Annotated in this window: 27 protein-coding genes; 12 read left to right on the top strand and 15 right to left on the bottom strand. The window is 41.2% G+C overall.

Annotated elements, in window-relative coordinates:
- Positions 1–30: 30 nt before the first annotated feature.
- From V5804_RS09145 to V5804_RS09135, 3 genes are read right to left on the bottom strand one after another with little or no spacing between them, the layout of a single operon-like run.
- Positions 31–390, bottom strand: a complete 360-nt coding sequence (locus V5804_RS09145; RefSeq protein ID WP_369591080.1) for a hypothetical protein — start codon at positions 388–390, stop codon at positions 31–33.
- Positions 391–399: 9 nt separating this feature from the next.
- A complete protein-coding gene (locus V5804_RS09140) occupies positions 400–1623 on the bottom strand; it encodes an FtsX-like permease family protein (RefSeq protein WP_369591079.1) in 1224 nt (407 codons plus the stop codon).
- Positions 1624–1661: 38 nt separating this feature from the next.
- Entirely contained in the window at positions 1662–2300 is a 639-nt protein-coding gene (locus V5804_RS09135; protein WP_369591078.1) for an MBL fold metallo-hydrolase, read from the bottom strand.
- A 212-nt stretch (positions 2301–2512) separates the two neighbouring features.
- Between V5804_RS09135 and V5804_RS09130 the strand changes: the two genes are divergently transcribed.
- From V5804_RS09130 to V5804_RS09120, 3 genes are all read left to right on the top strand, one after another.
- Positions 2513–3457, top strand: coding sequence for a Smr/MutS family protein (locus V5804_RS09130; protein ID WP_369591077.1), 945 nt, complete (start codon positions 2513–2515; stop codon positions 3455–3457).
- Between the two features lie 31 nt (positions 3458–3488).
- The gene (locus V5804_RS09125) at positions 3489–5165 is read left to right on the top strand and encodes an ArnT family glycosyltransferase (protein ID WP_369591076.1); all 1677 of its coding nucleotides are present in this window, start codon (positions 3489–3491) and stop codon (positions 5163–5165) included.
- A 93-nt stretch (positions 5166–5258) separates the two neighbouring features.
- Complete coding sequence (locus V5804_RS09120) at positions 5259–5990, top strand: SGNH/GDSL hydrolase family protein (RefSeq protein ID WP_369591075.1); 732 nt, start codon at positions 5259–5261, stop codon at positions 5988–5990.
- A 193-nt stretch (positions 5991–6183) separates the two neighbouring features.
- On the opposite strand, the gene V5804_RS09115 is transcribed toward V5804_RS09120, so the two are convergent.
- A complete protein-coding gene (locus V5804_RS09115) occupies positions 6184–6810 on the bottom strand; it encodes a hypothetical protein (protein ID WP_369591074.1) in 627 nt (208 codons plus the stop codon).
- A 207-nt stretch (positions 6811–7017) separates the two neighbouring features.
- Complete coding sequence (cobA, locus tag V5804_RS09110) at positions 7018–7767, bottom strand: uroporphyrinogen-III C-methyltransferase (protein WP_369591073.1); 750 nt, start codon at positions 7765–7767, stop codon at positions 7018–7020.
- A 278-nt stretch (positions 7768–8045) separates the two neighbouring features.
- On the opposite strand from cobA, the gene V5804_RS09105 reads away from it, so the two are divergent.
- Positions 8046–8987: an SMP-30/gluconolactonase/LRE family protein gene (locus tag V5804_RS09105; protein ID WP_369591072.1), complete on the top strand. Its 942-nt coding sequence runs from the start codon at positions 8046–8048 to the stop codon at positions 8985–8987.
- A gap of 39 nt (positions 8988–9026) precedes the next feature.
- Here the strand turns inward: V5804_RS09105 and V5804_RS09100 are convergent, their stop codons facing one another.
- The 5 genes from V5804_RS09100 to V5804_RS09080 all read right to left on the bottom strand — a co-directional run bounded on the left by V5804_RS09100 (position 9027) and on the right by V5804_RS09080 (position 12780).
- The gene (locus V5804_RS09100; RefSeq protein ID WP_369591071.1) at positions 9027–9578 is read right to left on the bottom strand and encodes a Uma2 family endonuclease; all 552 of its coding nucleotides are present in this window, start codon (positions 9576–9578) and stop codon (positions 9027–9029) included.
- Positions 9579–9622: 44 nt separating this feature from the next.
- Positions 9623–10135, bottom strand: coding sequence for an FKBP-type peptidyl-prolyl cis-trans isomerase (locus tag V5804_RS09095; RefSeq protein ID WP_369591070.1), 513 nt, complete (start codon positions 10133–10135; stop codon positions 9623–9625).
- Positions 10136–10148: 13 nt separating this feature from the next.
- Positions 10149–11894 (bottom strand): aspartate--tRNA ligase, encoded by a 1746-nt coding sequence (aspS, locus tag V5804_RS09090; protein ID WP_369591069.1) that lies wholly within the window; start codon positions 11892–11894, stop codon positions 10149–10151.
- Positions 11895–12054: 160 nt separating this feature from the next.
- Positions 12055–12471, bottom strand: coding sequence for a hypothetical protein (locus V5804_RS09085; RefSeq protein ID WP_369591068.1), 417 nt, complete (start codon positions 12469–12471; stop codon positions 12055–12057).
- A gap of 60 nt (positions 12472–12531) precedes the next feature.
- Positions 12532–12780: a hypothetical protein gene (locus tag V5804_RS09080; protein WP_369591067.1), complete on the bottom strand. Its 249-nt coding sequence runs from the start codon at positions 12778–12780 to the stop codon at positions 12532–12534.
- 432 nt (positions 12781–13212) lie between these two features.
- Between V5804_RS09080 and V5804_RS09075 the strand changes: the two genes are divergently transcribed.
- The 4 genes from V5804_RS09075 (at position 13213) to V5804_RS09060 (ending at position 18184) form a co-directional block, all read left to right on the top strand.
- Positions 13213–15591 carry a TonB-dependent receptor gene (locus tag V5804_RS09075; protein ID WP_369591066.1) on the top strand — a complete coding sequence of 793 codons (2379 nt, stop codon included), beginning with the start codon at positions 13213–13215 and terminating at the stop codon, positions 15589–15591.
- A 24-nt stretch (positions 15592–15615) separates the two neighbouring features.
- Positions 15616–16236, top strand: coding sequence for a nicotinamide riboside transporter PnuC (gene pnuC / locus V5804_RS09070; RefSeq protein WP_369591065.1), 621 nt, complete (start codon positions 15616–15618; stop codon positions 16234–16236).
- Positions 16237–16403: 167 nt separating this feature from the next.
- Positions 16404–17513 carry an acyl-CoA dehydrogenase gene (locus V5804_RS09065; protein ID WP_369591064.1) on the top strand — a complete coding sequence of 370 codons (1110 nt, stop codon included), beginning with the start codon at positions 16404–16406 and terminating at the stop codon, positions 17511–17513.
- 104 nt (positions 17514–17617) lie between these two features.
- Positions 17618–18184: a thiamine diphosphokinase gene (locus V5804_RS09060; RefSeq protein ID WP_369591063.1), complete on the top strand. Its 567-nt coding sequence runs from the start codon at positions 17618–17620 to the stop codon at positions 18182–18184.
- 88 nt (positions 18185–18272) lie between these two features.
- On the opposite strand, the gene V5804_RS09055 is transcribed toward V5804_RS09060, so the two are convergent.
- A complete protein-coding gene (locus V5804_RS09055) occupies positions 18273–19097 on the bottom strand; it encodes an SDR family oxidoreductase (protein ID WP_369591062.1) in 825 nt (274 codons plus the stop codon).
- Between the two features lie 148 nt (positions 19098–19245).
- On the opposite strand from V5804_RS09055, the gene V5804_RS09050 reads away from it, so the two are divergent.
- The 4 genes from V5804_RS09050 (at position 19246) to V5804_RS09035 (ending at position 21822) form a co-directional block, all read left to right on the top strand.
- A complete protein-coding gene (locus V5804_RS09050; RefSeq protein ID WP_369591061.1) occupies positions 19246–19923 on the top strand; it encodes an OmpA family protein in 678 nt (225 codons plus the stop codon).
- A 112-nt stretch (positions 19924–20035) separates the two neighbouring features.
- Positions 20036–20404, top strand: coding sequence for a hypothetical protein (locus V5804_RS09045; protein ID WP_369591060.1), 369 nt, complete (start codon positions 20036–20038; stop codon positions 20402–20404).
- Positions 20405–20490: 86 nt separating this feature from the next.
- Complete coding sequence (locus tag V5804_RS09040; protein WP_369591059.1) at positions 20491–21009, top strand: heavy-metal-associated domain-containing protein; 519 nt, start codon at positions 20491–20493, stop codon at positions 21007–21009.
- Between the two features lie 42 nt (positions 21010–21051).
- Positions 21052–21822, top strand: coding sequence for a hypothetical protein (locus V5804_RS09035; RefSeq protein ID WP_369591058.1), 771 nt, complete (start codon positions 21052–21054; stop codon positions 21820–21822).
- Positions 21823–21857: 35 nt separating this feature from the next.
- On the opposite strand, the gene V5804_RS09030 is transcribed toward V5804_RS09035, so the two are convergent.
- The 4 genes from V5804_RS09030 to V5804_RS09015 form a co-directional block, all read right to left on the bottom strand.
- Entirely contained in the window at positions 21858–22175 is a 318-nt protein-coding gene (locus V5804_RS09030; RefSeq protein ID WP_369591057.1) for a type II toxin-antitoxin system RelE/ParE family toxin, read from the bottom strand.
- Positions 22166–22408 (bottom strand): hypothetical protein, encoded by a 243-nt coding sequence (locus V5804_RS09025; protein ID WP_369591056.1) that lies wholly within the window; start codon positions 22406–22408, stop codon positions 22166–22168. The genes V5804_RS09030 and V5804_RS09025 overlap by 10 nt, the downstream gene beginning before the upstream one ends.
- Before the next feature lie 91 nt (positions 22409–22499).
- Entirely contained in the window at positions 22500–22640 is a 141-nt protein-coding gene (locus V5804_RS09020) for a hypothetical protein (protein ID WP_369591055.1), read from the bottom strand.
- Between the two features lie 41 nt (positions 22641–22681).
- Positions 22682–23209 (bottom strand): YfiT family bacillithiol transferase, encoded by a 528-nt coding sequence (locus V5804_RS09015; RefSeq protein WP_369591054.1) that lies wholly within the window; start codon positions 23207–23209, stop codon positions 22682–22684.
- Between the last annotated feature and the right edge of the window lie 34 nt (positions 23210–23243).

Genomic DNA, 23243 nt, shown 5'->3' with positions numbered 1-23243 from the left:
GACCGAGGGTTTTGAAAAGAAAATCCAGCATCAATTGCACATATCTTCCGGGATTTCGCGCGTAATTTTTTGCACTTTGGTAACCACCATCGTGCTGTCGAACTCAGCACCAATGCCTTCCTCGCCGGATGGCCGTTTTAAAGCTTCCACTTCTACATAAACCGGTTCGTAAGGTTTTTCAAAGTTCATGTTGGCGTATTGCAGTTCCAGTTTGCCCGAACTGTCTTTCACCCAATATTCGCGGCCGGTGCTGCATTCTTTAAAAGATTTTACCTCCAAGCCAAAACTGTACAAACCTTTGTAAACTTTTGTATCGGCCTGGTTGTGCCGCGTGCAGCCACAAACAACAATCATCCCCAAAAAACCTCCAATGAAAAAAATCCTTTTCATGCCGCTAATTTACAGTTCCTGATTAATTTCATCGAGTTTTTGTACGCTTAACCGTGCGCTAATGCCCGAAGCGATCACTGATATTCCGATTACGGTGAGGAACACAAGCAGGAAATCACCTGGCTTTAAAGTTATCGGATAAGGTTGATCCATTATATTACCTTTCATGGTTATAAAGCCAAATGTTTGTTGTGCCAGGGAAAATGCTAACCCTAAAGCCATTCCGGCAAGACATCCGATTAAAGAAATTAACATGCCTTCAAAAAAGAAGATATTATGAATTAGCTTTTTATCGGCGCCCAAGCTGGTTAAAATGGCAATGTCTTTACGCTTATCAATTACCAGCATGGTTAAGGTTCCAATAATGTTGAAAATGGCAATTATTACTACAAAAGTTAAGATTAAAAACACAGCCCATTTTTCAACATTTAATAATTTGAATAAAGAAATATTTTGTTGCTGACTATTTCTTAAAATGTAACCACTACCAAATTTTTGCTGTAACATGTCCTGCATACTATTAACATGGGCGTTATTTTTCAAGTTAATTTCTAAATAAGAAATATCTTGAGGCTCGTCCAGCAAATCACGAGTGAAACTAATTGGCGTAATCACCATATCGTCAAAATCTTTTTCAACTGAAAAAACACCCGACACACCAATGTTGCGTACTACAAACTCATCCAAAGGATTAAAAGAGTTAATTTTCTTATGTCGTGGCGAATAAATTTGTAACCGCGCCATTTGGTCTTTTACGTTTATGCCCAGACTGATCTGTACCGATGAACCGATAACGGCCAGGTTTCGGCCTTCATCTTTCAGCGTAAAAGAACCAACCTGCAAGGTGCTGTCTAAGGCCGGGTTTTTCAAAAAATCGTTGCTTACACCTTTTACCGTACCAATAAACTGGTTTTTGCCATATCGCAAAAGCGCTTTTTCTTCCAGTACCTCAGTTACCGAAAGCACGTTTTGTAATTTTCGTAAGCTATCTAAATCCAACGTTCGTGGATCAAATGTTTTTCCTTTTACGGGAAGTACTTTTAAATCCGGCGTAAAACTGTTGTAAAGAGCAAGTACTGATGTTTCAATTCCATTAAAAGCCGAAAGGATAATGATCAGCGCGGCACTGCCCACCAGCACGCCCAGCGTCGAAATACCGGAAATAATGTTGATGGCATTGGTAGATTTCTTAGAAAAAAGGTAGCGCCTGGCTATAAATGCAGAGGTATTCAATTTTTCGGGATGCTTCTTTTATATCAACAATTTAACGCTCAGGTAAGAAAAGGATTGTATTCTTTTTCGTAGCCGATGGTAGTTTCTTCGCCGTGGCCGGGATAAACGATACATTGGTCGGGCAAAACAAACAATTTTTCGCGGATATTTTTGATGAGCTGTTCGGTGTTTCCGCCAGGCAGATCGGTTCGGCCAATACTTTCGCGGAACAAAACATCGCCGCCAATTAAAACATGGTCGTTGGCCGAATAAAAACACAAATGCGCAGGCGAATGGCCGGGCGCAAAAATCAGTTCCAGTTCTGTTTGTCCGAATTTTACGGTTCCGCTTTTGGGCAAAAACGTTTCCGGCAAAGGCGAAAGTTCGTAATGGATGCCCATTTGCGGCGCATAACCAGGCACCGCCGAAAGCAAAGGCAGTTCGCCTTCGTGAAATTGCGGTTTCAGCCCATATTGGTCAAAAACAAATTTATTGCCCAGCACATGGTCAATATGGCAATGTGTGTTCAATAGTAAAACCGGCTTCAGCAAATTTTCGGTGATAAAAGAAGTAACCTTGTTTTGCTCTTCGCGGCTGTACATTCCGGGGTCAATAATGACGCATTCCAGTGTATCGTCAAACAGCAAATATGTGTTTTCGTAATACGGGTTGTTGGGGAAAGATTTTACGTGCAACATAATTTTTGATGGGTAAAAGAAGCATTGCTGCCGGTAAGCTTATAAGCAAAAACAGGCCGTTTTGTTGGACAGGACTGTTGGTTTTTACAGAAATCTGCAATCGCTTGCCTTGTTCCAACTAAACATCAAACAGTTACAGCTAAAGCTAAAATTTGTGTTTACGTAATCGGAAATTGAAAAAGAACGTACTTTTATAAACTGAACTAAAGATTATGAAATTTAAATTGGGCGATTTTGTGCGTTTTGTGGAAGAGAAACGGGAAGGTTTTATCACGCGGATTATTGACGAGCAAACCATCGGCGTTACCGGAGACGACGATTTTGAGATACCGGTTTTGGCATCCAAAGTTACTTCGGTACATGGCCGGGAAGCAGCAGTTGCCGCAAAAACGCAGGAAGCAATTGCCGAAATACCGCCGCAAGAATTTGTGGCAAAAGGCATTTATTTGGCCGCCGTTCCCGAAAAACAGGTTACTTCTGTTGTGCAGTTTCATCTCATCAACAACACTTCTTACCAACTCCTTGCTTCTTTTAGCACCGAAAAAAACACGGAATACAAAGGAGAGTTTGCTGGAATTGTTGCACCAAAAACTTCTGTAAAAGTTTATTCGGCGGCTTTGCCGGATATTTCCATCTGGCCGAAATTTATTTTTCAAATTTTGTACCACAGCACACAAAAAGCAGGATTTTTAGATCCGCTGGTTTATTCGGAACGTTTTAAAGCGAAAGATTTTGCAGGATCAAAAATACCCGTCCACGTTTTAAACCAGTTGGGCTGGCAGTTTCAGTTGGATGCAGCAGAAGTAAAAGTGGATGCGCAAAAGCTGAAAGAAAGCTTTTTCAAATCGCCGGAGGAGAAAAAAGTGGTGGAAAAACCGGCCAAAGAAATGGATCTGCACATCGAAAAACTGCGCGAAGATTACCAGTTTTTAAGCAGCAGCGACATTATCAAAACACAGTTGGAACGTTTTCAAAAAACGCTGGACGCGGCCATTGTGCACCAGTTGCCGTCGGTGGTTTTTATCCACGGCGTGGGAAATGGGATCTTGCGGCACGAAATCCATAAAGTGGTGAGCAAGCATCCGCAGGTAAAAACGTTTATGGATGCTCGGAAAGAAAAATTCGGCTATGGCGCCACGGAGGTTTTCCTGAAATAATGCCGGTAAAAACAGTATGGCTTAAATTGAAATGAACCGATCCGCTTCCAATTATCCCTACCAATGGCTGTATTTTTTTATTGCGGCCGCTGTTGCGCTTAATTTTAGCGGCTTGTTTGTTACGATTTTAGGTTTGGACGGGCCGCTTTACGCCTGCATTGCCAAAACGATGGTGCAGCGGCACGATTACGTCAACTTATTTTCGCAAGGGAAAGACTGGCTGGACAAACCGCATTTTCCGTTTTGGGTTACGGCTTTATCGTTCAATTTGTTTGGTTTTACAACCTGGGCTTATAAATTGCCTGCCATTTTATTTGTGCTGATGGGCGCGTTTTACACGTATTTGTTCTGCAAAAAGTTGTACAACGAAGAAGTTGCGTTATGGTCGGTTTTGATTTTTTTAATGGCCGAGCATCTCATCATTTCCAACAACGATGTCCGCGCCGAACCTTATTTAACCGGTTTGATCATTGCTTCGGTTTACCATTTCTATAAAACACTCGATAAAAACAGTATTGGCCATTTACTTATGGCTTGTGTTTTTGCCGCTTGTGCCGTGATGACGAAAGGTATTTTTGCGCTGATCCCAATTTTCGGCGCTTTTGCGGGAGAATTTATCTTCACCAAAAACTGGAAACAGCTTTTCCACTGGCGCTGGCTGCTGGCCGCCGTTTTGACGATGCTGTTTTTAGCACCCGAAATTTATTGTTTGTACCAGCAGTTTGATCTGCATCCCGAGAAATTGGTTTTTGATAAGCACAATGTTTCGGGCATCCGGTTTTTTTTCTGGGACAGCCAGTTTGGCCGTTTCTTCAACAACGGACCAATCAAAGGCCACGGCGATCCGTTTTTCTTTTTCCACACGTTGCTTTGGGCGTTTATTCCCTGGTCAATCTTGTTGTACATCGCTGTTATCCAATTTTTTCGGCAAAAAAACAAACGCGAATGGTTTTGCATCAGCGGCGCGCTGCTTACTTTTCTGGTTTTCTCGGCCTCCAAATTCCAGTTGCCGCATTACATCACCATCGTTTTTCCGTTTTTCGCGATCTTGACGGCGTACTATTTAATTGACCTAAAAACAGCAAAAAGCTGGCGCGCCATCCGCATCACGCAAACCGTGGTTTTGGTTTTGCTGGTGCTGATCATCTTCCTTTTACAATATTTTTATCGTGCCGAAAACCTGACTTTCTTTACCGTTTTACCGCTAATCGTTTCCGTTGCGTTGTTCATTTTTATATCGGTAAAAGAAGCATTTGTGCCGAAATACAGATTGCTTTTCCAATCGGTTTTAGTGTCGATTGGCATCAATCTTTTTCTCAATTTAAATTTTTATCCGTCGCTTTTAAAATACCAATCCGGCAGTGAGGCTGCATTTTATATTGATAAAAACAGTATGTCAAAATTTCCAATTGCGCAGTTGCAGGAAGAAGAATACTCGCACGCTTTGGAGTTTTATTTGCACCAGCCGCTTTTTTTAGTGAACGAAGACGGCAAAGGAAACCTGCCTGGAAAACCTTATTTATTGTATGCTTCGCCGGAACATGTCAACCAATTAAAGGCAAAAGGTTGGACGATAAAACTGGTCAAAACGTTTGACGATTATTTGGTAACACGCCTAAAAGGAAAGTTTTTAAATTGGAAAACGCGGAAAGAAGAACTGGAGCAGAAAGATTTGGTTTTGGTGGAAAAAGACGTTGTGAAGCCGTAAATTGAAACACCAATTTTAGGCCAATAAAAGAAGTATTTTGATTTGCTTCGATACGAACTTTGATCTAAATTAAACCTAAATCGGATGAAAATTATGAAATTATATCTGACTTTACTTTTGCTGTTACTTGTTTTTGCAAGTTTCGCACAGCAAAATGATACTTCCAAAAATGCCGTTTCTCCAACTTTGGTTAAAGAAGATTTCCAGGACGACTGGGCCGATTTGCATCATTACGCCGCAAAAAATGCAGCCTTGCCTGTTCCTGCAAAGCGTGATAAACGCGTGATTTTTCTCGGCAGTTCCATTTTTGAACGCTGGTCGGTTTTAATGCCTGAGTTTTTTGCAAATAAAAATTATGTGAACAGAGGCATCAGCGGACAAATATCCCCGCAGTTGTTAATCCGGTTTCGGCAGGATGTGATCAACCTTAAACCGAAAGCGGTTATAATTTTGGCCGGGAGCAACGACATTGCCGGAAACAGAGGCCACGTTACCAACGAAACGATTATGGACAACATCAAATCCATGGCCGAACTGGCCAAACGCAACCACATCAAAGTGATCCTTTGCGATTATTTGCCCGTTTTTGACTATCCCTGGCGGAAAGGAATAGAACCTGCCGATAAAATTATTGCACTGAACAAGCAAATAGAAGCTTATGCCAAGCAGAAACACTTGGTTGTTTTAGATTATTTTACGCCTTTGGCGGATGAAAAAAACGGCCAAAAAGCAGAACTGACTTTAGACGGCGTGCATCCAAACGCAGCAGGCTACAAAATTATGGCCGATGTAACGGAAGCGGCAATTAAAAAGGCTTTGCATTGATTTTAGCCTGATACTCTTTTTATCCTTATTATTTAATATCCACCACCTGCCCAATAATCACCAAAGCCGGATAAGTTAGCTTCTGCGCGTCCGCCATTTCGGGCAAATCTTTTACCAAACCTTTTACCGATTTTTGATAAGGCAAAGAAGCATGTTGGATGATGGCTTGAATAAATTCTATGGAAAATTTTTATTATATAGTTTTCATTTTTTCTAATACGGAACTAAAACGATCAATATCAGTTAATAAATTAGGTAAATTATCGTCAATCCATGCAAGAAAAGTTAACATTTCTTTATACTGATTTTCAATATCTTGCAAATTTCCAAAAATTGGTTCATAGTGATAAATTCGGTTTCGCAGCGTTCTTATTCGATATAATATGTCTGCAACATTATCTCTTTGTCGCAAATGCTTAGGCATATTTTTAAAAATCAGTCTTAGCGGTTTCCAAAGCAAGCCAGTATAGTTGCGGTTGAACAACTTAGTCCAAAAGCCAAAATTGAGTTCTGCAGTTATCCTATCGGTGGTTATATTTTTTCGTTGTGCGGTAAGTTTTTGTGTCGCTTCCGAAACATAAGACAAAAACTCGACAGGTAAATTATTTTTAAACCAGTAGGAATCATCAAAATGAGATTTTAGGGTCTCATTTACTGCATTTCGTAAACTTACTTCGAGAACCGATAAAATAGGATAAAATGCTTCTGAAAGTTCAATATTTGCTTTATAAAGCTGATAAGCTTTTTCTATATTATTGTTGGTTTTTACAAGGTACGTGTTAAAACGCGGATTTGATAAGTAATAATTTATTTGTTGCACAGTTATAAAAGTAATATTATTTGCAAGAAATAATATTAAAAAGTATATTTGTGTGTGATGCTGCTTCCTCCTCTCCCAAACTTGTGTTGGTGATGAAAGCAGCTTTAGTTTTTTTATAGGGGATTTGTATTCTTTGTTAATAAGTATAACCTTTTGATGGGATAAGCAACCCCCCAATTATAGGTCAAGAGCCAAGGTTTACAAAACTTATAAAATACCTTTATTAAGGTACGAAGCAATATCCACCACCTGCCCAATAATCACCAGTGCCGGATAAGTCAACTTTTGCGCTTCTGCCATTTCCGGCAGATCTTTAACCAAACCTTTTACCGATTTTTGATAAGGTAAAGAAGCATGTTGGATGATGGCCGCCGGAACCGTTCCTTTTCCTGCGGCGATATAAGTTGCCGCAATTTCCTGCAGCTTTTTCATGCCCATATAAATCACCACCGTAGCATTGCTTTGCATAGCCAAACGCAAATCATCAGAAAGCGAACCATCTTTTTTAGTGCCGGTGATTGCCCAAACACTTTCGCTTAAATTGCGGTGCGTAAGCGGAATATCTTCAAAACCGGAAGCCTGCATACTCGTAATCCCGGGGATAAAAAAAGTATCAATTCCATTTTCCCGTGCAAATAAAATCTCCTCGAAACCGCGGCCAAAAATAAACGGGTCGCCGCCTTTTAAGCGGATCACTTGTCCTTTTGCAAAAGCATAATGTTTGATCAGTTCCAGTATTTTTTCCTGAGGCGTGTACTCGCCGTAAGGCTGCTTGCCCACGTAAACCCTTTCGCAGTTTTCGGGGGCCAGATCCAGTAAATGCTTGTTGGCCAGGTTATCGTACAAAATCACTTTGGCCTGCTGCAACAGCTTGTAGGCTTTCACGGTGATCAATTCAGGATCGCCGGGGCCAGCGCCAACTACATACAGTTCCGGTTTTTTTGTTTCCTCGCGCATGCTTCTTTTACCGCCTAAAAATTTGTGCCAAAAAAGCACTGCTTAATTTCATCGCCATAATCCGGGCAACCACTTGTTTAAAGCCTCCTTTTTAGATAGTTTGAGCGAAAGCCGGAAAAGTAAGAAGTATAAACGGTAATCGGTAAAATTTTTTCACGCTGATTTTTATTAGGAAGAAAGGCTTTTAAACAGGTATATAATCAGCATCATAAATTTAAGTGTTATTTTTAGCTTTTATAAAACAGCCGTCCGGCAAAATATTTTTGCACATAAAAAACATGGATAAAAGAAGCATCGTTCTGGCTTATACTTTTCTGCTTGCACTTGCATTTCCGGCCATTTCTTGTTCCGCGCAAGCTAAAACAGCAATTGACACGGATACAATTGCCCAAAAATCAAACCTCATTGCAAATGGTGCCAAACTACAGCTAATCTCCAAACAATTTAAGTTTACCGAAGGGCCGGCAGCGGATAAAAACGGAAATGTGTTATTTACCGATCAGCCGAACGATAAGATCTGGGAATACGATACCAACGGCAAGCTTTCTGTTTTTATGGACAGAACCGGACGTTCCAACGGTTTGTATTTCGACAAAAAAGGAAACCTGATTACTTGTGCCGATGAGCAAAACCAGCTTTGGTCTATCTCTCCGCAGAAAAAAATAACGGTTTTGGTGAACGGTTTTGAAGGAAAAAAACTAAACGGACCGAACGATCTTTGGATTGACCCGAAAGGCGGGATTTACATCACCGACCCGTATTACCAGCGCGATTACTGGAAGCGGAAAAAGCCTGATCTGGACGGCGAAAAGGTTTACTATCTGCCCAAAGGGAAACGTCAACTGCTTTTGGCAGCCGATAGTTTGCAGCAGCCAAACGGCATCATCGGTACGCCGGATGGAAAATATTTATATGTGGCGGATATCCGCGCCAACAAAACCTACCGTTACAAAATTCAAACTGATGGAACGTTAACCAACCGGGCTTTATTTGTAGAAAAAGGTTCGGACGGGATGACGATTGATAACCGCGGCAACGTTTATTTATGCGGAAACGGCGTTTTCGTTTTTAATCCCGAAGGAAAGCAGCTATTACACATTGATATTCCGGCTAACTGGACGGGCAATATTTGTTTCGGCGGAAAAAACAAGGACGAACTTTTTATCACCGCTTCCGAAGGTATTTATACATTGAAAATGAAAGTGAGAGGTTTTGATTAAGGAAAAAGCCATACTGTTTTTATGCCGGTAAAAACAGTATCAGGCAAATAATTTTTGCAGGTCGATTTGTAGGCCGGGAAAAGTGTTTAGGTTAATCGTTCCGTTTTGACGTTCTTTTTGATGGAGAATAAATTCTTCATTTTCCAAAACGTAAACCTCTGCGTACTTCGCTAAAGGATCTACGATCAAATATTCCTTAACGCCGTAACGTTCGTACAAATCTTTTTTCTGGCGGAGGTCATAATAAGCGGTGGCAGGCGAAAGGATTTCGATAACCAAATCTGGTGCACCAATGATTCGATCGTAACGTAATTCAATTTTTCTTTTGTTACTGATATAAATCAAATCAGGTTGAAAGATATTTTTGTCATCTAAAACAACATCAAAAGGATAAAATAAGCAAAGGCCGCCTAAACCGTTTTTCTCTACATGTTGAGAAATCAACATAAAAATTTTTCCATTAACCAATTGGTGATTAAGCGAAAAAATTGGTGGCATCACTTGTTCTCCATCAATTAATTGAAACTGCGGGCCTACTTCCAGCAACTCGTAATCTAATTCGGGGTTTTTCTTTTTCTCAGCAACTGCCATAACCAAATTTATAGATTTTTGGGCGATAAAAGAAGCATCGGGAATTAGCCTTGTACAGCAAATAAATCAATCGTAAAAACCAACACAGAGTTGGCCGGAATACCTGACTGTGGGTTGTTGCCATAGCCCAAAGCCGAAGGAATAATTAATAAAATCCGACCACCGGGTTTGATAAAAGGGATACCAATTTGCCAGCCTTTTATTAAACCTAAGTCAACAATGTTACCGTTATTATCAGTAGTAGGGCCTAATTTGTGAGAAAAATTTGCATTGGTATCAAATTGCGTTCCATCCAAAAGTGTACCTCTATAAGCCACGCGAACGTTAGAATTAACAGTTGGTGCAGTGCCGCTTCCTTGTGCTATAATTTGATAATACAAACCCGAAGGATCTTTTGTAGCGGTAATGCTTGGGTTAGCTTTTAGATAAGCCTGGATTTTATCGTCATCAATTTTAGCTTGTACAGCAGGATCAAAAGTTGGTGTTGTAGTACTGCTTTTTTTACAGGCAGAAAAAACAAGGGTAAAAAAAGCAAATAGTAAAAAGGATTTTTTCATGTTGTAATTACGCTTAAACCGTGGTTTTTATTTTCAATTCATTCAGTTGTTTTTCATCAATGGTGGATGGCGAATCAATCATCACATCTCGTCCCGAATTATTTTTGGGGAAAGCAATCACATCTCGGATGGAATCCAGGCCGGCAAAAATGGAACACAAACGGTCGAAACCGAAAGCAATTCCGCCATGTGGCGGCGCGCCAAACTCGAAAGCGTCCATCAAAAAGCCAAATTGTTTTTGCGCTTCTTCTTTTGAAAAACCTAAATGTTTAAACATCAAAGCCTGCAAAGCGCGGTCGTGGATACGGATGGAACCGCCGCCAATTTCCGTTCCGTTGATCACCATATCGTAAGCATTTGCCCTCACTTCGCCCGGATCAGTTTCCAGCAGCGCAATATCTTCCGGTTTTGGCGACGTAAACGGGTGGTGCATGGCGTGGTAACGTTCGGTTTCTTCATCCCACTCCAACAGCGGAAAATCCAAGACCCAAAGCGGCGAGAATGTATTTTTATCGCGCATACCCAAGCGGTTGCCCATTTCTAAACGCAACTCGTTGAGTTGCTTGCGCACTTTATCTTTTTTGCCTGCTAAAAGAAGCATCAAATCGCCGGGTTCTGCGCTAAAAGCTGCTGCCCAATTTTTCAGATCTGCTTCATTGTAAAATTTATCTACGGAGGATTTTAAAGTTCCATCCGTGTTGTAACGCAAATAAATTAGACCGGTAGCGCCAATTTGAGGGCGTTTGATGAAATCCGTCAATTCATCCAACTGTTTGCGGGTATAAGCAGCACAATTTTTTGCGTTGATGCCAACAACCAATTCAGCATTATCAAAAACCGGGAAATTTTTGCCTTTTACCAGATCGGTTAACTCGACAAATTGCATCCCAAAACGTGTATCCGGTTTATCAGAACCGTACAAACGCATGGCATCGGCGTAAGTCATGCGCGGCACTTCGATCAAATCAATTCCTTTTACGTTTTTGAAAAGCGTTCGAATCAATCCTTCAAAAACATTTAAAATATCTTCTTGTGTGATGAATGACATTTCGCAATCGATCTGTGTAAATTCCGGCTGACGATCGGCACGTAAATCTTCATCACGAAAACATTTCACGATCTGGAAATAACGGTCGAAGCCGGAAACCATCAGCAATTGCTTAAACGTTTGCGGCGATTGCGGCAACGCGTAAAATTCGCCCACGTTCATGCGGCTTGGCACCACAAAATCGCGTGCGCCTTCGGGCGTGGATTTGATCAGCACCGGCGTTTCTACTTCCAGAAAATCCAGTCCGTCTAAATAACGGCGTACTTCCTGCGCCATTTTATGGCGTAAAACTAAGTTATTACGCACCGGGTTTCGGCGCAAATCCAAATAACGGTATTTAGCGCGCAACTCTTCGCCGCCGTCGGTTTCATCCTCAATTAAAAACGGCGGAACTTTGGATTGATTAAGAATTTCCAGTTCAGTTACGGCGATTTCAATTTCGCCGGTTGGTATTTTTAAGTTTTTGTTGGAACGTTCGATTACTTTCCCGGCAACCCGGATCACAAACTCGCGGCCTAAATTGCGTGCCTGTTCGCGCACTTCGGCAGCCGTCTCTTCGTTAAAAACCAATTGCGTAATGCCGTAGCGGTCGCGTACATCAATAAAAGTGGTTCCGCCTAAATCGCGCGATTTTTGCACCCAGCCGCACAAAGTAACTTCTTTCCCTAAATCGTTCCGTGTTAATTCGCCGCAAGTATTTGTTCTGAGCATATTATGCTAATTATTTTGAGTTTGCAAAAGTAGGGTTTTTGGAGGAAGGAAGAAAGGTGAAAGGTTTTGAGGCGAAAGGCAAAAGGTTGAGGCGATACTGATTTTTAGGTGGTAAAAGAAGTATAGCGGGTTTTGATTGTGAGATCAAAAAAACCTAGGTTCAGAATTTTGGAACCACAGTAACATCAGTATAAGTTCCGGGAGAAGCATATAATTCACTTCCTGGTACAACGACATAGTCAAAAGCAACAGATTTTAAATTTCCTACCCTAAGTACATCTTCAAAATTTTTATACTCATAAATTACAGGCGTAGGATAAACAGAAAAATCAATTACTTCTTTTGTATTTGGATAATACCTTATAGATAATTTCCATTCGTCTATATTATATTCACAATAACTTATTCTATTATCGGGAGGCTTAGGATAAAATGTTGGTTTACCAAGAGTTGTAACAATCTCGTCAATATTGTGTCCAATAAGAGCTGGAACATTGAAAAGAACCTTTGTTGGTTTGTACTTAAAGTTTGTACATGAAGTACAAATAAGGATTAGAATAAACAGTTTAAATTTCATGCTGATTTATTACTGGAAAATACCTGAAAAGTTGCGTTTGGATACATAGTTCTGATAGATTTATTCAGACTCATCTCCTTTTTTTAGCACTTGATTTGCTTGTAAATTGGCTTCTTCGTTTGATAGAAACATGCCTTGATCCAATTGTGCAATACCTTCGTTTACAGCATCTGTTTCTTTTTCGCTTAAAGAATAACATTCATCTGTTTTAGATTCTAAATTAAACACACGCAAAAGTTGCCGTAAAAGTTCATCATCATTCGTACTGTTAATTTTGGCAATTAGCTTTTCTTTTAATTGAATATCCATAATCATTGCTTTACCAAATCTACAAAAACCAGAATTAAGATAACTTGAAGTCGCAAAATGCGACTTCAAGTTAAGGCAAACTTTTGAATTAGAAATCTAATGCTTCTTTTATCAGCAAAAAATCTACCTAATCTAAAATAGCATTAGCAGATACAGATTCAAATCCTATCTTTGCCCAAATTCTCAAGGGGTGCCTTGCTTGGTCATAGCAGCAAAAACGTTGCTACCAACTGAAAAACAGGCTGAGATCAAACCCAGAACCCCGGCCCCTAAAGGGGAGCCAACGCTTAACAATTAAGTGTAGCTCCTCCTTTAAGGCCGGGGTTCGCACCTGATCCGGGTAATGCCGGCGTAGGGAGAGGTAAAAAGTTAAGTGTACTGCACGTTCGCCCTGGCGGGCAGATGGTTTAACTACAGTTTATTTTAAACATTTTGAAAAAAATTTTACTGGCTTTTACAGCCTTGCTGCTGCCTTTTTTGGCCGCGGCCCAGTTTTCCCTGTCGGGGAAAATTACCGATGCGCAAACCGGCGAAACCTTGCCCGGCGCCAGCATCCACATTGAAAAAACAGTGCTAAAAGAAGCATCGGATGCCGATGGGAATTTCCGCTTCGACAACCTCAAAACCGGAAATTACACGCTCACTATTAGCTACATTGGTTACCAGCAAATGCAGCAAACGATCAGCATTAGTTTTAATCAAACTAAAAATTTTGCCCTTAAAAGAAGCACGCTCCAAGCCGATGAAGTGTTTGTACGTTCCACCCGGACGGCGCAAAATTCCGGCTTTACCTACACCAACCTCAGCAAAAAAGAACTGGCCAAAAATAATTTAGGCCAGGATTTGCCTTTTCTGCTCAACCAAACGCCTTCCGCAGTCATTACTTCGGATGCCGGCGCGGGCGTTGGTTATACCGGGATTAGGATCCGCGGTTCGGATGCCACGCGCATCAACGTAACGCTCAACGGTATTCCGTTAAATGATGCCGAAAGTCAGGGCAGTTTTTTTGTAGATCTGCCCGATCTGGCTTCTTCGGTGGACAACATCCAAATCCAACGCGGCGTGGGCACTTCTACCAACGGTGCGGGCGCTTTTGGTGCCAGCATCAACGTGCAAACCACGACACGGCAGGACACGGCTTATGCACAATTGGATAACACGGTGGGTTCTTACGGAACGGTAAAAAACACGGTGGGTGTAGGTTCCGGTTTGCTGGCCAATCATTTTACGTTTGACGGCAGGTTATCAAGGATAAAATCGGATGGTTATATTGACCGTGCTTCTTCTGACCTCAAATCTTACTTCCTTTCGGGTGCTTATTACGGCAAGAATACGCTGGTTCGTTTAAACGTTTTTTCCGGTTCAGAAAAAACTTACCAGGCTTGGGACGGCGTGCCGGAAGATAAACTGCTAAGCGGAGACCGTACCTACAACGAATTAGGTTTGATGCCAAACGGCGGTTTCTATAAAAACCAGACTGATAATTACACCCAAAACCATTACCAGTTGCTGTTCAACCAAAAGCTTTCGGACAAACTTTCTTTCAACGGTGCGCTGCATTACACGCAGGGAAGCGGTTATTACGAGGAATATAAAACTGCGCAGGCAGTTGCAGATTATGGTTTAAAACCGGTGATGGGAAATGATAGTACTGATTTAGTTAGAAGATTATGGCTTACTAATTATTTCTACGGAGCAACTTACAACCTCAGTTATCAGGCGCAAAAAAACCTGAACTTTACTTTGGGCGGCGCTTACAACCAGTACCGCGGCCAACATTACAACCGCATCGAGTGGACGCAGCAAAGCACCAACACCACGCCGGATTACGAGTATTCACGCAACAATGCTTTTAAAACTGATTTTAACATTTTTGGGAAAGCAAATTACCAGTTGGATAAACTGAACTTGTATGCCGATTTGCAGTACCGCAGCGTTTACTATTCTTTTTTGGGTTACGATTACAATTTGAACAATGTGCAGCAATCGGCTTCGCTTAATTTTTTTAACCCAAAAGTTGGTTTGAGTTTTCAGCTCGATCCAAGCAATAATTTGTATGCTTCTTTTGCTGTAGGAAACCACGAACCGAACCGCGATGATTATGTCAACTCTACACCTGCATCCCGGCCAAAAGCAGAAACTTTGTACGATTACGAAGCCGGTTACCGCACGCAACAAGGCATTTTTACCGGCGGCATCAACGGTTTTTACATGAAATATGATAATCAATTGGTGCTGACCGGAAGCCTGAACGATGTGGGCGCAGCCATCCGCAGCAACGTAAAAGACAGCTACCGTGCGGGTTTGGAATTTGATGGAAGGCTGCAAATTGCCCAACCCTTTTACTGGTCTGTCGCTGCTGCTTTAAGCACCAACAAAGTGAAAAACTTCCAGCAGTATTTGTACAATAACGATACCGGCCAGAACGAATTAACGCAATACCAAAAAACGGATATTGCTTTTTCACCTGATTTTGTAGGTTCAAGTGAATTGGGTTACCGGCCGATAAAAGGCGGTGAAATTGCGCTGATCAGCAAATATGTGAGCAAACAATATTTGGATAATACTTCCAGCGATTACCGAAAACTCAATGCTTTTTTTGTGAACAATATCCGTTTGCGTTACAACTTCAACACTAAAGCGGTTAAAAATATTGGCGTTTCATTGCTCGTCAATAATATTTTGAGTGAAAAATACGAACCAAACGGCGCTACTTATCCGGATATTGAAGGCGGAAAAATAACGAATAACAATTCTTACTATCCGCAGGCGCCGCGCAATTTTCTGTTGGGTTTAAGTGTCCGATTTTAGGCCGATAAAAGAAGCATTGCAAACATGAACCACTGGCTGCAACTTTTGCTCGAACAAATCCGCGAAACCGGCTGGCTGCAATGGGTGGCCGTGTTTTTTGGCGTTGCCGAAGTTTTGCTGGCCAAACGCAACAACGTTTTGCTTTACCCGGCGGGATTGATTGGTACCTTGCTTTCCATCGTTTTACTGTTGGAAGTAAAGCTTTATGCCGAAACTTTACTCAACATTTACTATATCGTAATCAGTATTTACGGTTGGTGGTTTTGGGCTAAAAAGCGCAACAAACCAGCCGTTCCAATTACTTATGCTGATAAAAAAGACTGGCTCATTACCTTGCTCATCACTTTTGGCGGCTGGCTGGTTTTATATTTAGTACTTAAAAACTTCACACCTTCCAACGTTCCCGTTTGGGATGCTTTTGTTTCGGCTTCTGCTTGGGCCGGAACCTGGTTATTGACCCGAAGAAAAATTGAAAACTGGCTCGTGCTCAACCTATCTAACCTGTTTGCCGTGCCGCTGCTGTTCTACAAAAACCTGCCGCTGTTTGCGCTGCTCACACTTTTCCTGTTTGTGGTGGCCATTTTTAGTTATTTCGATTGGAAGAAAATCTATCAACAGCAGGGCAAAACAAATTCATCCCCCTAACCCTCTTCAAAGGGGGAAGCCTATCGCCTACCTTGCTAACGTTTAAAAGATTGGAGATAAAAAGGTCATCCCCCTGGCCCTCTTCCCCCTTTGAAGGGGGCCAGGGGGATGATCTTAATTTTTGTGCGATAAAAGAAGCATCAATAGAAAAACATTTAAACATCTGCATGAACCTTACCCATCCTTCCAAACAATTGCAGCCCGAATGGATCGAAATTATCCGATCAGAAGCTGCCGAAGCAGAACGGACCGGATTGCTTCAACCCAAACAATTGAAACTGATTTACCGGCAGCAATGGTTTAAATTATTGGTGCCGAAAGTGTATTCGGGAAAAGAAAAGCCGCTGCCGGAAATGGTTCGCCTGGAAGAAAGCCTGGCTTGGGCCGATGGCAGTTTTGGCTGGGTCATCACTTTGTGCAGTGGCGCCGGTTGGTTTGGCGGATTTATGCCGGTAAAAACAGCATCCGAAGTTTTTGCCATGAAAGAAGTTTGCCTGGCGGGAAGCGGCGCATCCAACGGAACGGCGACGAAAACGGCGGGCGGTTTTATCATCAACGGCGCCTGGAAATATGCCAGCGGCGCGCAACATGCCACGCACTTTACCGCAAATTGTGTGGTAAAAGAAGCACCGGGAACGGTTTTGAACGAAGATGGAAAGCCGCAAATTTTGTCGTTTGTTTTAGATGCGAAAGACGTAAAACTGATTACCGCCTGGAAATACATGGGCATGATGGGTACCGGAAGCGATGCTTTTGAAGTAAAAGATGTATTCGTTCCAACAGAAAACAGCTTTAAAATTGACCCTGATTTTTGTGTGGTTGACCGGCCTTTGTACCGTTTTCCGTTTTTGCAACTGGCAGAAGCTACGCTGGCAGCAAATTTATCGGGTATGGCCATTCGTTTTTTGGATTTGGCAGAAATTATTTTTAAGGAAAAGATCAGCAATCCAAACAAACTTTCGCCCCAACAAAAAGCCGTTTTAAAAACAACTTTCATCAAGCAGGAAGCCGAATTGCAAAATAGCCGCCGGAAATTTTACCAGGCCGTTGACCAATCCTGGGAACTTTTTTTGCTCCTTGAAAAAAGCAGGGTAAAAGAAGCATTGCAACAAGTTAGCCGAACGAGCCGACAATTAGCAGCGATATGCCGGAAAACGGTAAACGAATTGTACCCTTTTTGCGGTTTGGCAGCCGCCAGTCCGGATGCAGAAATCAACCGCGTTTGGCGCGATTTCCATACCGCAAGCCAGCATAGTTTGCTTACGTTTTTGGAGTAAGGAAAAAGGATAAAGGCGGAAAGGTGAAGGGTTAAAGGAAATATGCAATAATCTTAACGCTTTCTGCCTTTGCCCTTTCTACCTTTGCCCTTTAACCTACTTAAATGTCCTCTCACCACATCGTTCGCGAAAAACAAGAACCTGCACTGCTTATTTTGGATTTGGCTGGTTTTGATGAAGAACATTTAGGGCAATTGCTGGAATGGAGTCCGACAGTTTTGGTGAACGATGCTTCCGCAGAAAAACTGCAAAGTTTGGGGATTAAGTTTGATGTGCTGCTTTCGGAAACGGAAAACCCAACTTTGCAGGAACATTTGCGCGTTTTGCCGATTCAGGAAAACGCTTTAAAAACAGGTTTGCAGTTTCTTGTTGTCGAAAAATATCCGGCAGTCAATATTATTACCGATAAAAGAAGCATTGCTAATTTTCTGGTTTTTGCTGATCAGATCACTTTAGTTATTTTCAGTAATAACCAAAAAATTTATCCGGTGGGCAGCGGTTTTAGCAAGTGGAAAGCTGCGGGGGAAACCGTCGAAATCCTTCAAATTCCATCAGATTTGGCGCAAAGCGGATTGGAGCAAATCAACCCAAATCAATTTAAAACCAAGGCTGACGGTTTTTTTACGCTGAGATTTGCACAGCCGTTTTTATTTATTGTTGAAGAAATTTAGCGTTTATTTTGTCATCCTGAACTTGTTTCAGGATCCCTCTTGCTATTACAGACCTTGATAGTGGGATGCCGAAACCAGTTCGGCATGACTACGCGCCCGGATCGTCCAAACATTTCAACAGATCCGGATATTGGAATTGATAATTCAAATCCCGAATAATTTTATCAGCATTGATGATTTTCCAAGCTGTTTTTTCTGCCACAAATTCCGGTGCGGCAAAACCAGATTTTAAAATTGCTTTCCCATAAAATTCCTGTTTTGTTGGGTGCGAAGGCGCAACGGCATTGTAAACGCCAGCGAAATTTTGCTGGTTTAAAACCGCTTTGATCAAACCTAAACAATCGTTTAAATGGATCAGGTTTACCGGAACCAAACCGTTTGGGATACTGTTTTTATCCCTAAAAAACCGTCCCGGGTTTCTGTCCGGCCCAAACAGCCCGCCAAAACGGATGACGGTTGTTTGCAGATTTTTTGCCGATAAAAACAGTATCTCCGCTTGCAGCAGTTCGGATGGGTTGTCCGGCTCGTCGGCTTCGGAAACTTCACGGCAAACATCGCCATAAACCGAAGTGGAACTGATAAAAACTACTTTTTTTATGGGCGAAGTTTGAATTGCAGCCAGCAAGGTTTTCATCTTGTCCAAATAACCGTTTTGCGAAAGTTTGCGCGATGGCGGAACGTTGACAAAAAGCACATCGGCATCAAAAAAAGTGGAATCGGAAAGATCCGAATCTGCATCCAAAGCCAGCAGAAAAGGTTTAATGCCAGCTTCCTGCAAAAGTTGCAGTTTTTGCGGCGTGGTGGTAGAGCCTTGCACCTGCCAGCCTTTTGCAACCAAAGTTTTGGCTAAGGGAAATCCCAGCCAGCCGCAGCCTAAAATACTGATTGTTTTATTCTGATTGCTTTGCTCCATCCTTCAAATATAAATTAAAAACCATTTTGCATCTACTTTGTAACTTTACCAACGTATAAGAGTAATGTAAAAATAGGGCACATCCAAAAAACAGGATTAAACCAACCGAACAGGTATTTGCTCAAAAACTTAAAAAATGAATTATTTTATGAAAACTTTATCCGGAAAATTAGCCGTAACGAGTGTGGCCATTGCAATGGTTGCAACATTAACCACGGGCTGTTCGTCTTTCACCAAAACCCAAAAAGGCACGGCAATCGGCGCAGGTGCAGGCGGAACGATTGGTGCTTTAATTGGCAGAAGGGCCGGGAACACGGCAATTGGTGCCATTATCGGCGGTGCCATCGGCGGGACTGCTGGTGCTTTTATTGGCCGTAAAATGGACCGGCAGGCAGCAGAAATTAAACAAACTGTGCCGGGGGCTGATGTGGTAAGGGAAGGCGAAGGTTTGATTGTTAAGTTTGATTCAGGCATTTTGTTCGATGTGAATAAAACTGCGCTTAAACCTGCGGCAACTACCAACCTGCAAAACTTGGCTGCTTCGATGCAAAAAAACCCAGACACCAATATTTCTATCATTGGCTACACAGACAACACAGGTTCGGCTACTTACAACCAGGATTTATCTGTCCGCCGTGCTGATGCTGTAAAATCGTCCATTGTGGCAAATGGTGTTTCCGGTTCGCGTTTAACTACACAGGGAAAAGGCGAAACCGACCCAATTGCCGACAATACAACTGATGCCGGACGTGCGCAAAACAGACGTGTTGAAATTGTAATTGTGGCCAATGATAAAATGAAAGCCGACGCACAAACTGCCCAATAACCAACACCAATTTTTATACGATAAAAGAAGCATCCCTGTATTTTCGGGGATGCTTCTTTTATTTACTTTTGATTCATACTTTGATTAAATCAGTTACGTTATCTTTGCATTAATGTTAAAGAAATCAGGCATAATTTTAGTTGTGCTGCTGTATTTGGTTACGGCAACCGGCTTTGCTTTAAACCTGCATTTTTGCGGTAATAGCATTGAATCATTTAAGATTGATGCGCCAACCAAAAGCTGCGGCATGGACAGCAAATGCTGTAAAGAAACGCATTTGGAAGTTAAGGTAAAAGATGCACACCAGGCCGCGCATACTGTTTTTACCGGTACTTTTTTGGTCTCGCTTGTTCCGGTTTTTAGTTTTGCTTTTTCTCATCAACCATCAACTATTAACCATCTTTCTAACTTGTTTTTGGAACGCGGGCCGCCTCCAAACCCCGTTCCTGTTTTTATCCAAAATTGTACTTTCCGGATTTGATCTGATCGTAATTTAATCAAAATTTAAACACAGCTTTTGGCTGAAGTTTATCGTTTTTTTAATTACAATTTTAGATCAATCTTTCCATGAAAACTTTCAAAATATTACTGGCTCTTTTGGCCATTTCTACCCAATTTGCAAAAGCACAATTTGTTAAAGCCGATTTACAAGTAAGCGGTTTAACCTGTTCTATGTGTTCTAAGGCAACCGAAAAATCTTTGCGTACTTTAACTTTTGTCAGCGATGTAAAACCTGATTTAAACCGTAATCTTTTTGTGATTACTTTTAAAAAAGATACACAAGTTAACCTGGATGCCATCAGCAAAAAAGTAACGGATGCCGGTTTTGCTGTTAACAAATTAACGGCTTCTTTTAACTTCGATAATTTAAAGATCAACAACAATTATCATTTTAATTACGCCGGAAACGTTTATCATTTTTTAAATGTAAAAGATGAAACGCTGAACGGAGTTATGCCGGTAACTGTAATTGATAAAGGTTTTGTTCCGACTTCTACTTATAAAAAGTACGCGGCACAAACCACCTATTCCTGCTATAAAAGTGGTATGATGGATGGCCAAAAGGTATATCACGTTACCATTTAAGCCGAAAAGGAAATGAAGTTTCTATTGTTAACTTGGTGCTTTTTGGCATTAACTTCAACTGCTTTTGCGCAAGAATTATATGTAAATACCGAGCCGGCCAGCAACATGGCGAGGCATTCTTTAGGCATAAGGTTAGAAAACCAGGGTTATTTTAATCCTGGTTTTCGTAACCGAAATACGCTTGAATTGATGTATGGCGCAAGTAGGAATTGGATGGTACATACCTCCGCTTACGTATCTGATTTTTACCAGCAAAAACAACATTTGGAAGGTTTTAGCGCTTATGCCAAATACCGTTTTTTGTCGGTTGATTCTGTTCAAAAGCATTTTCGTGGTGCTGCTTTTATCAAAGTATCAACCATCAATAATCCAATTATTAACCAGGAAATTGCTTTGGAAGGCGACCGTTCCGGCTTGCAAAGCGGCTTGGTTTTTACGCAATTGCTGCACAAGCTGGCATTATCAGGTTCGGTAAGTTACTTGCGTGGATTGGATAACCAGTACAATCCAATTCCGGTTGGTTTTGCCAAAGATGCGGTTGCTTATTCGTTATCTTCCGGCTATTTGCTTTTCCCAAAAAATTACACCAATTATAAGCAAACCAACGTAAACTTGTACTTGGAATTATTAGGGAAAACCAATCCTGGTTACCGGCAGAGTTATTTGGATGCTGCGCCTGCCGTTCAGTTTATTTTTAACAGTGTTTTCCGGGTTGATTTTTCTTACCGCACACCTTTGTACAATGGTATGACATGCAATTCAAAGAATATGTATTTGGTAAGGCTGGAGTATAATTTTTTTAATTTGTTTTGAGGGATTTGGGGTGGTAAAAGAAGTAGGAGGAACTTCTATTCTGACCTTGTAATTTTCACAGGATTTTGCCTATTGTCAAAAACATCTATAATTTCAATACTGCTTTTATCGTTGTTAATCCAGTAGATAATTTTGTAATTTCTATGAACTAAATAACGAAACTCCTGCTTTCGTTTAGCAAGCAACTCTTCTACTTGCCCAATATGCGGGTTTGTTTTTAGTCTTGCAGTTTCAAGTACGAGTTCGGAAACAAGCTTTTTTGCAATTTCAGGACTTGCTTTTTGTTTATAATATTTAAAGATGTTTTGCAGTTCATTTTTCGCAAAAACAGTCCAGTAAAGTTCTAATTCCAAGTTTCAATTTCAGCTAACAACTGTTTTACTTCGATTAACCTGCCATTTTTTGAATCTTCCAACGTGGCGTCTATTCTTTGATGAAATTCCTCTATTGTCATTGGATCAAAGCTGCTGTCTTTAAGTTTTTTCTTTTCTTTTTGCAATAGCTTTTCAAAACGTGAAATTGCTTCTTCGCTTTGAAGTTTAAAAAACTCCTGAATAAAGTCTATTTTTCTTGTCTTTAAATCCATTTTTTTGATGTTTTATCAAAAATAGAGATTATTAGGCAAACGTTAATAATTATTGAAAACGATTTAGGTAATTTAGAAATATCATTTACTTTCAGGTCCAGTCTTTAAAATCTTCATCCTCAAAAACATCAGGAATTAGCAATTCATCATCGCCGTTTTTAGCCATTTCTTGGAAAGCTTCTGGCCAGTCTTTCCGTTTTTGGTCATTAGCCGGACTTATAGTAGATTTCATATTTAAGGTTATAAAACAGTAAAAGAACTTAAATTATTTTTTTAATTTTTATCTGCCTTTCCCAAAGCCAACTTAATATGCCCCAAATGATGCAAACCATGCCAGGCATACAATCCTAAAGCAGCTTTTAAAGTAACCGATTTTTGGGTCTGCGGATGAAAGAACGTACGGCTCCATTGCTCGTCGTTTAAGGCTTGCATCAGTTCTACCCAGCGGTAATGGATGCCTTCAATCATTTGGAAAGATGGTGCCACCGGCATTTTATAATCGGGCAATAAAGCCCAGTCGGCCTCCTGGTAAGGTTTAATGGCTGGATTATCTTCGGTTAAAGCCAGTTTAAAACGGGTTAAACTGTTGGAATGGCTATCCGCCACATGATGGATCACCTGACGGATCGTCCAGCCGCCCAAACGGTAAGGCGTATCAAACTGCTTGTAGTTTAAACCAACCACGGCCTGGCGCATCTGGCCGGGCAAAGCCGCAATTTCTGCGATCCATTTTTGCATTTCTTCTTCGGTAAAAGAAAGTGGTGCGGTGTATTTCCCGATCGGGTATTTTTCGTCTGTCATGATCTTTTTTTAAAAATTGAATGCTTCTTTTACC

This window comes from Mucilaginibacter sp. (genome assembly GCF_041088075.1).
Taxonomy (GTDB): domain Bacteria; phylum Bacteroidota; class Bacteroidia; order Sphingobacteriales; family Sphingobacteriaceae; genus Mucilaginibacter_A.
The sequence above is the reverse complement of the archived record's forward strand: the minus strand, read 5'-3'. Positions and strand labels throughout refer to the sequence as shown.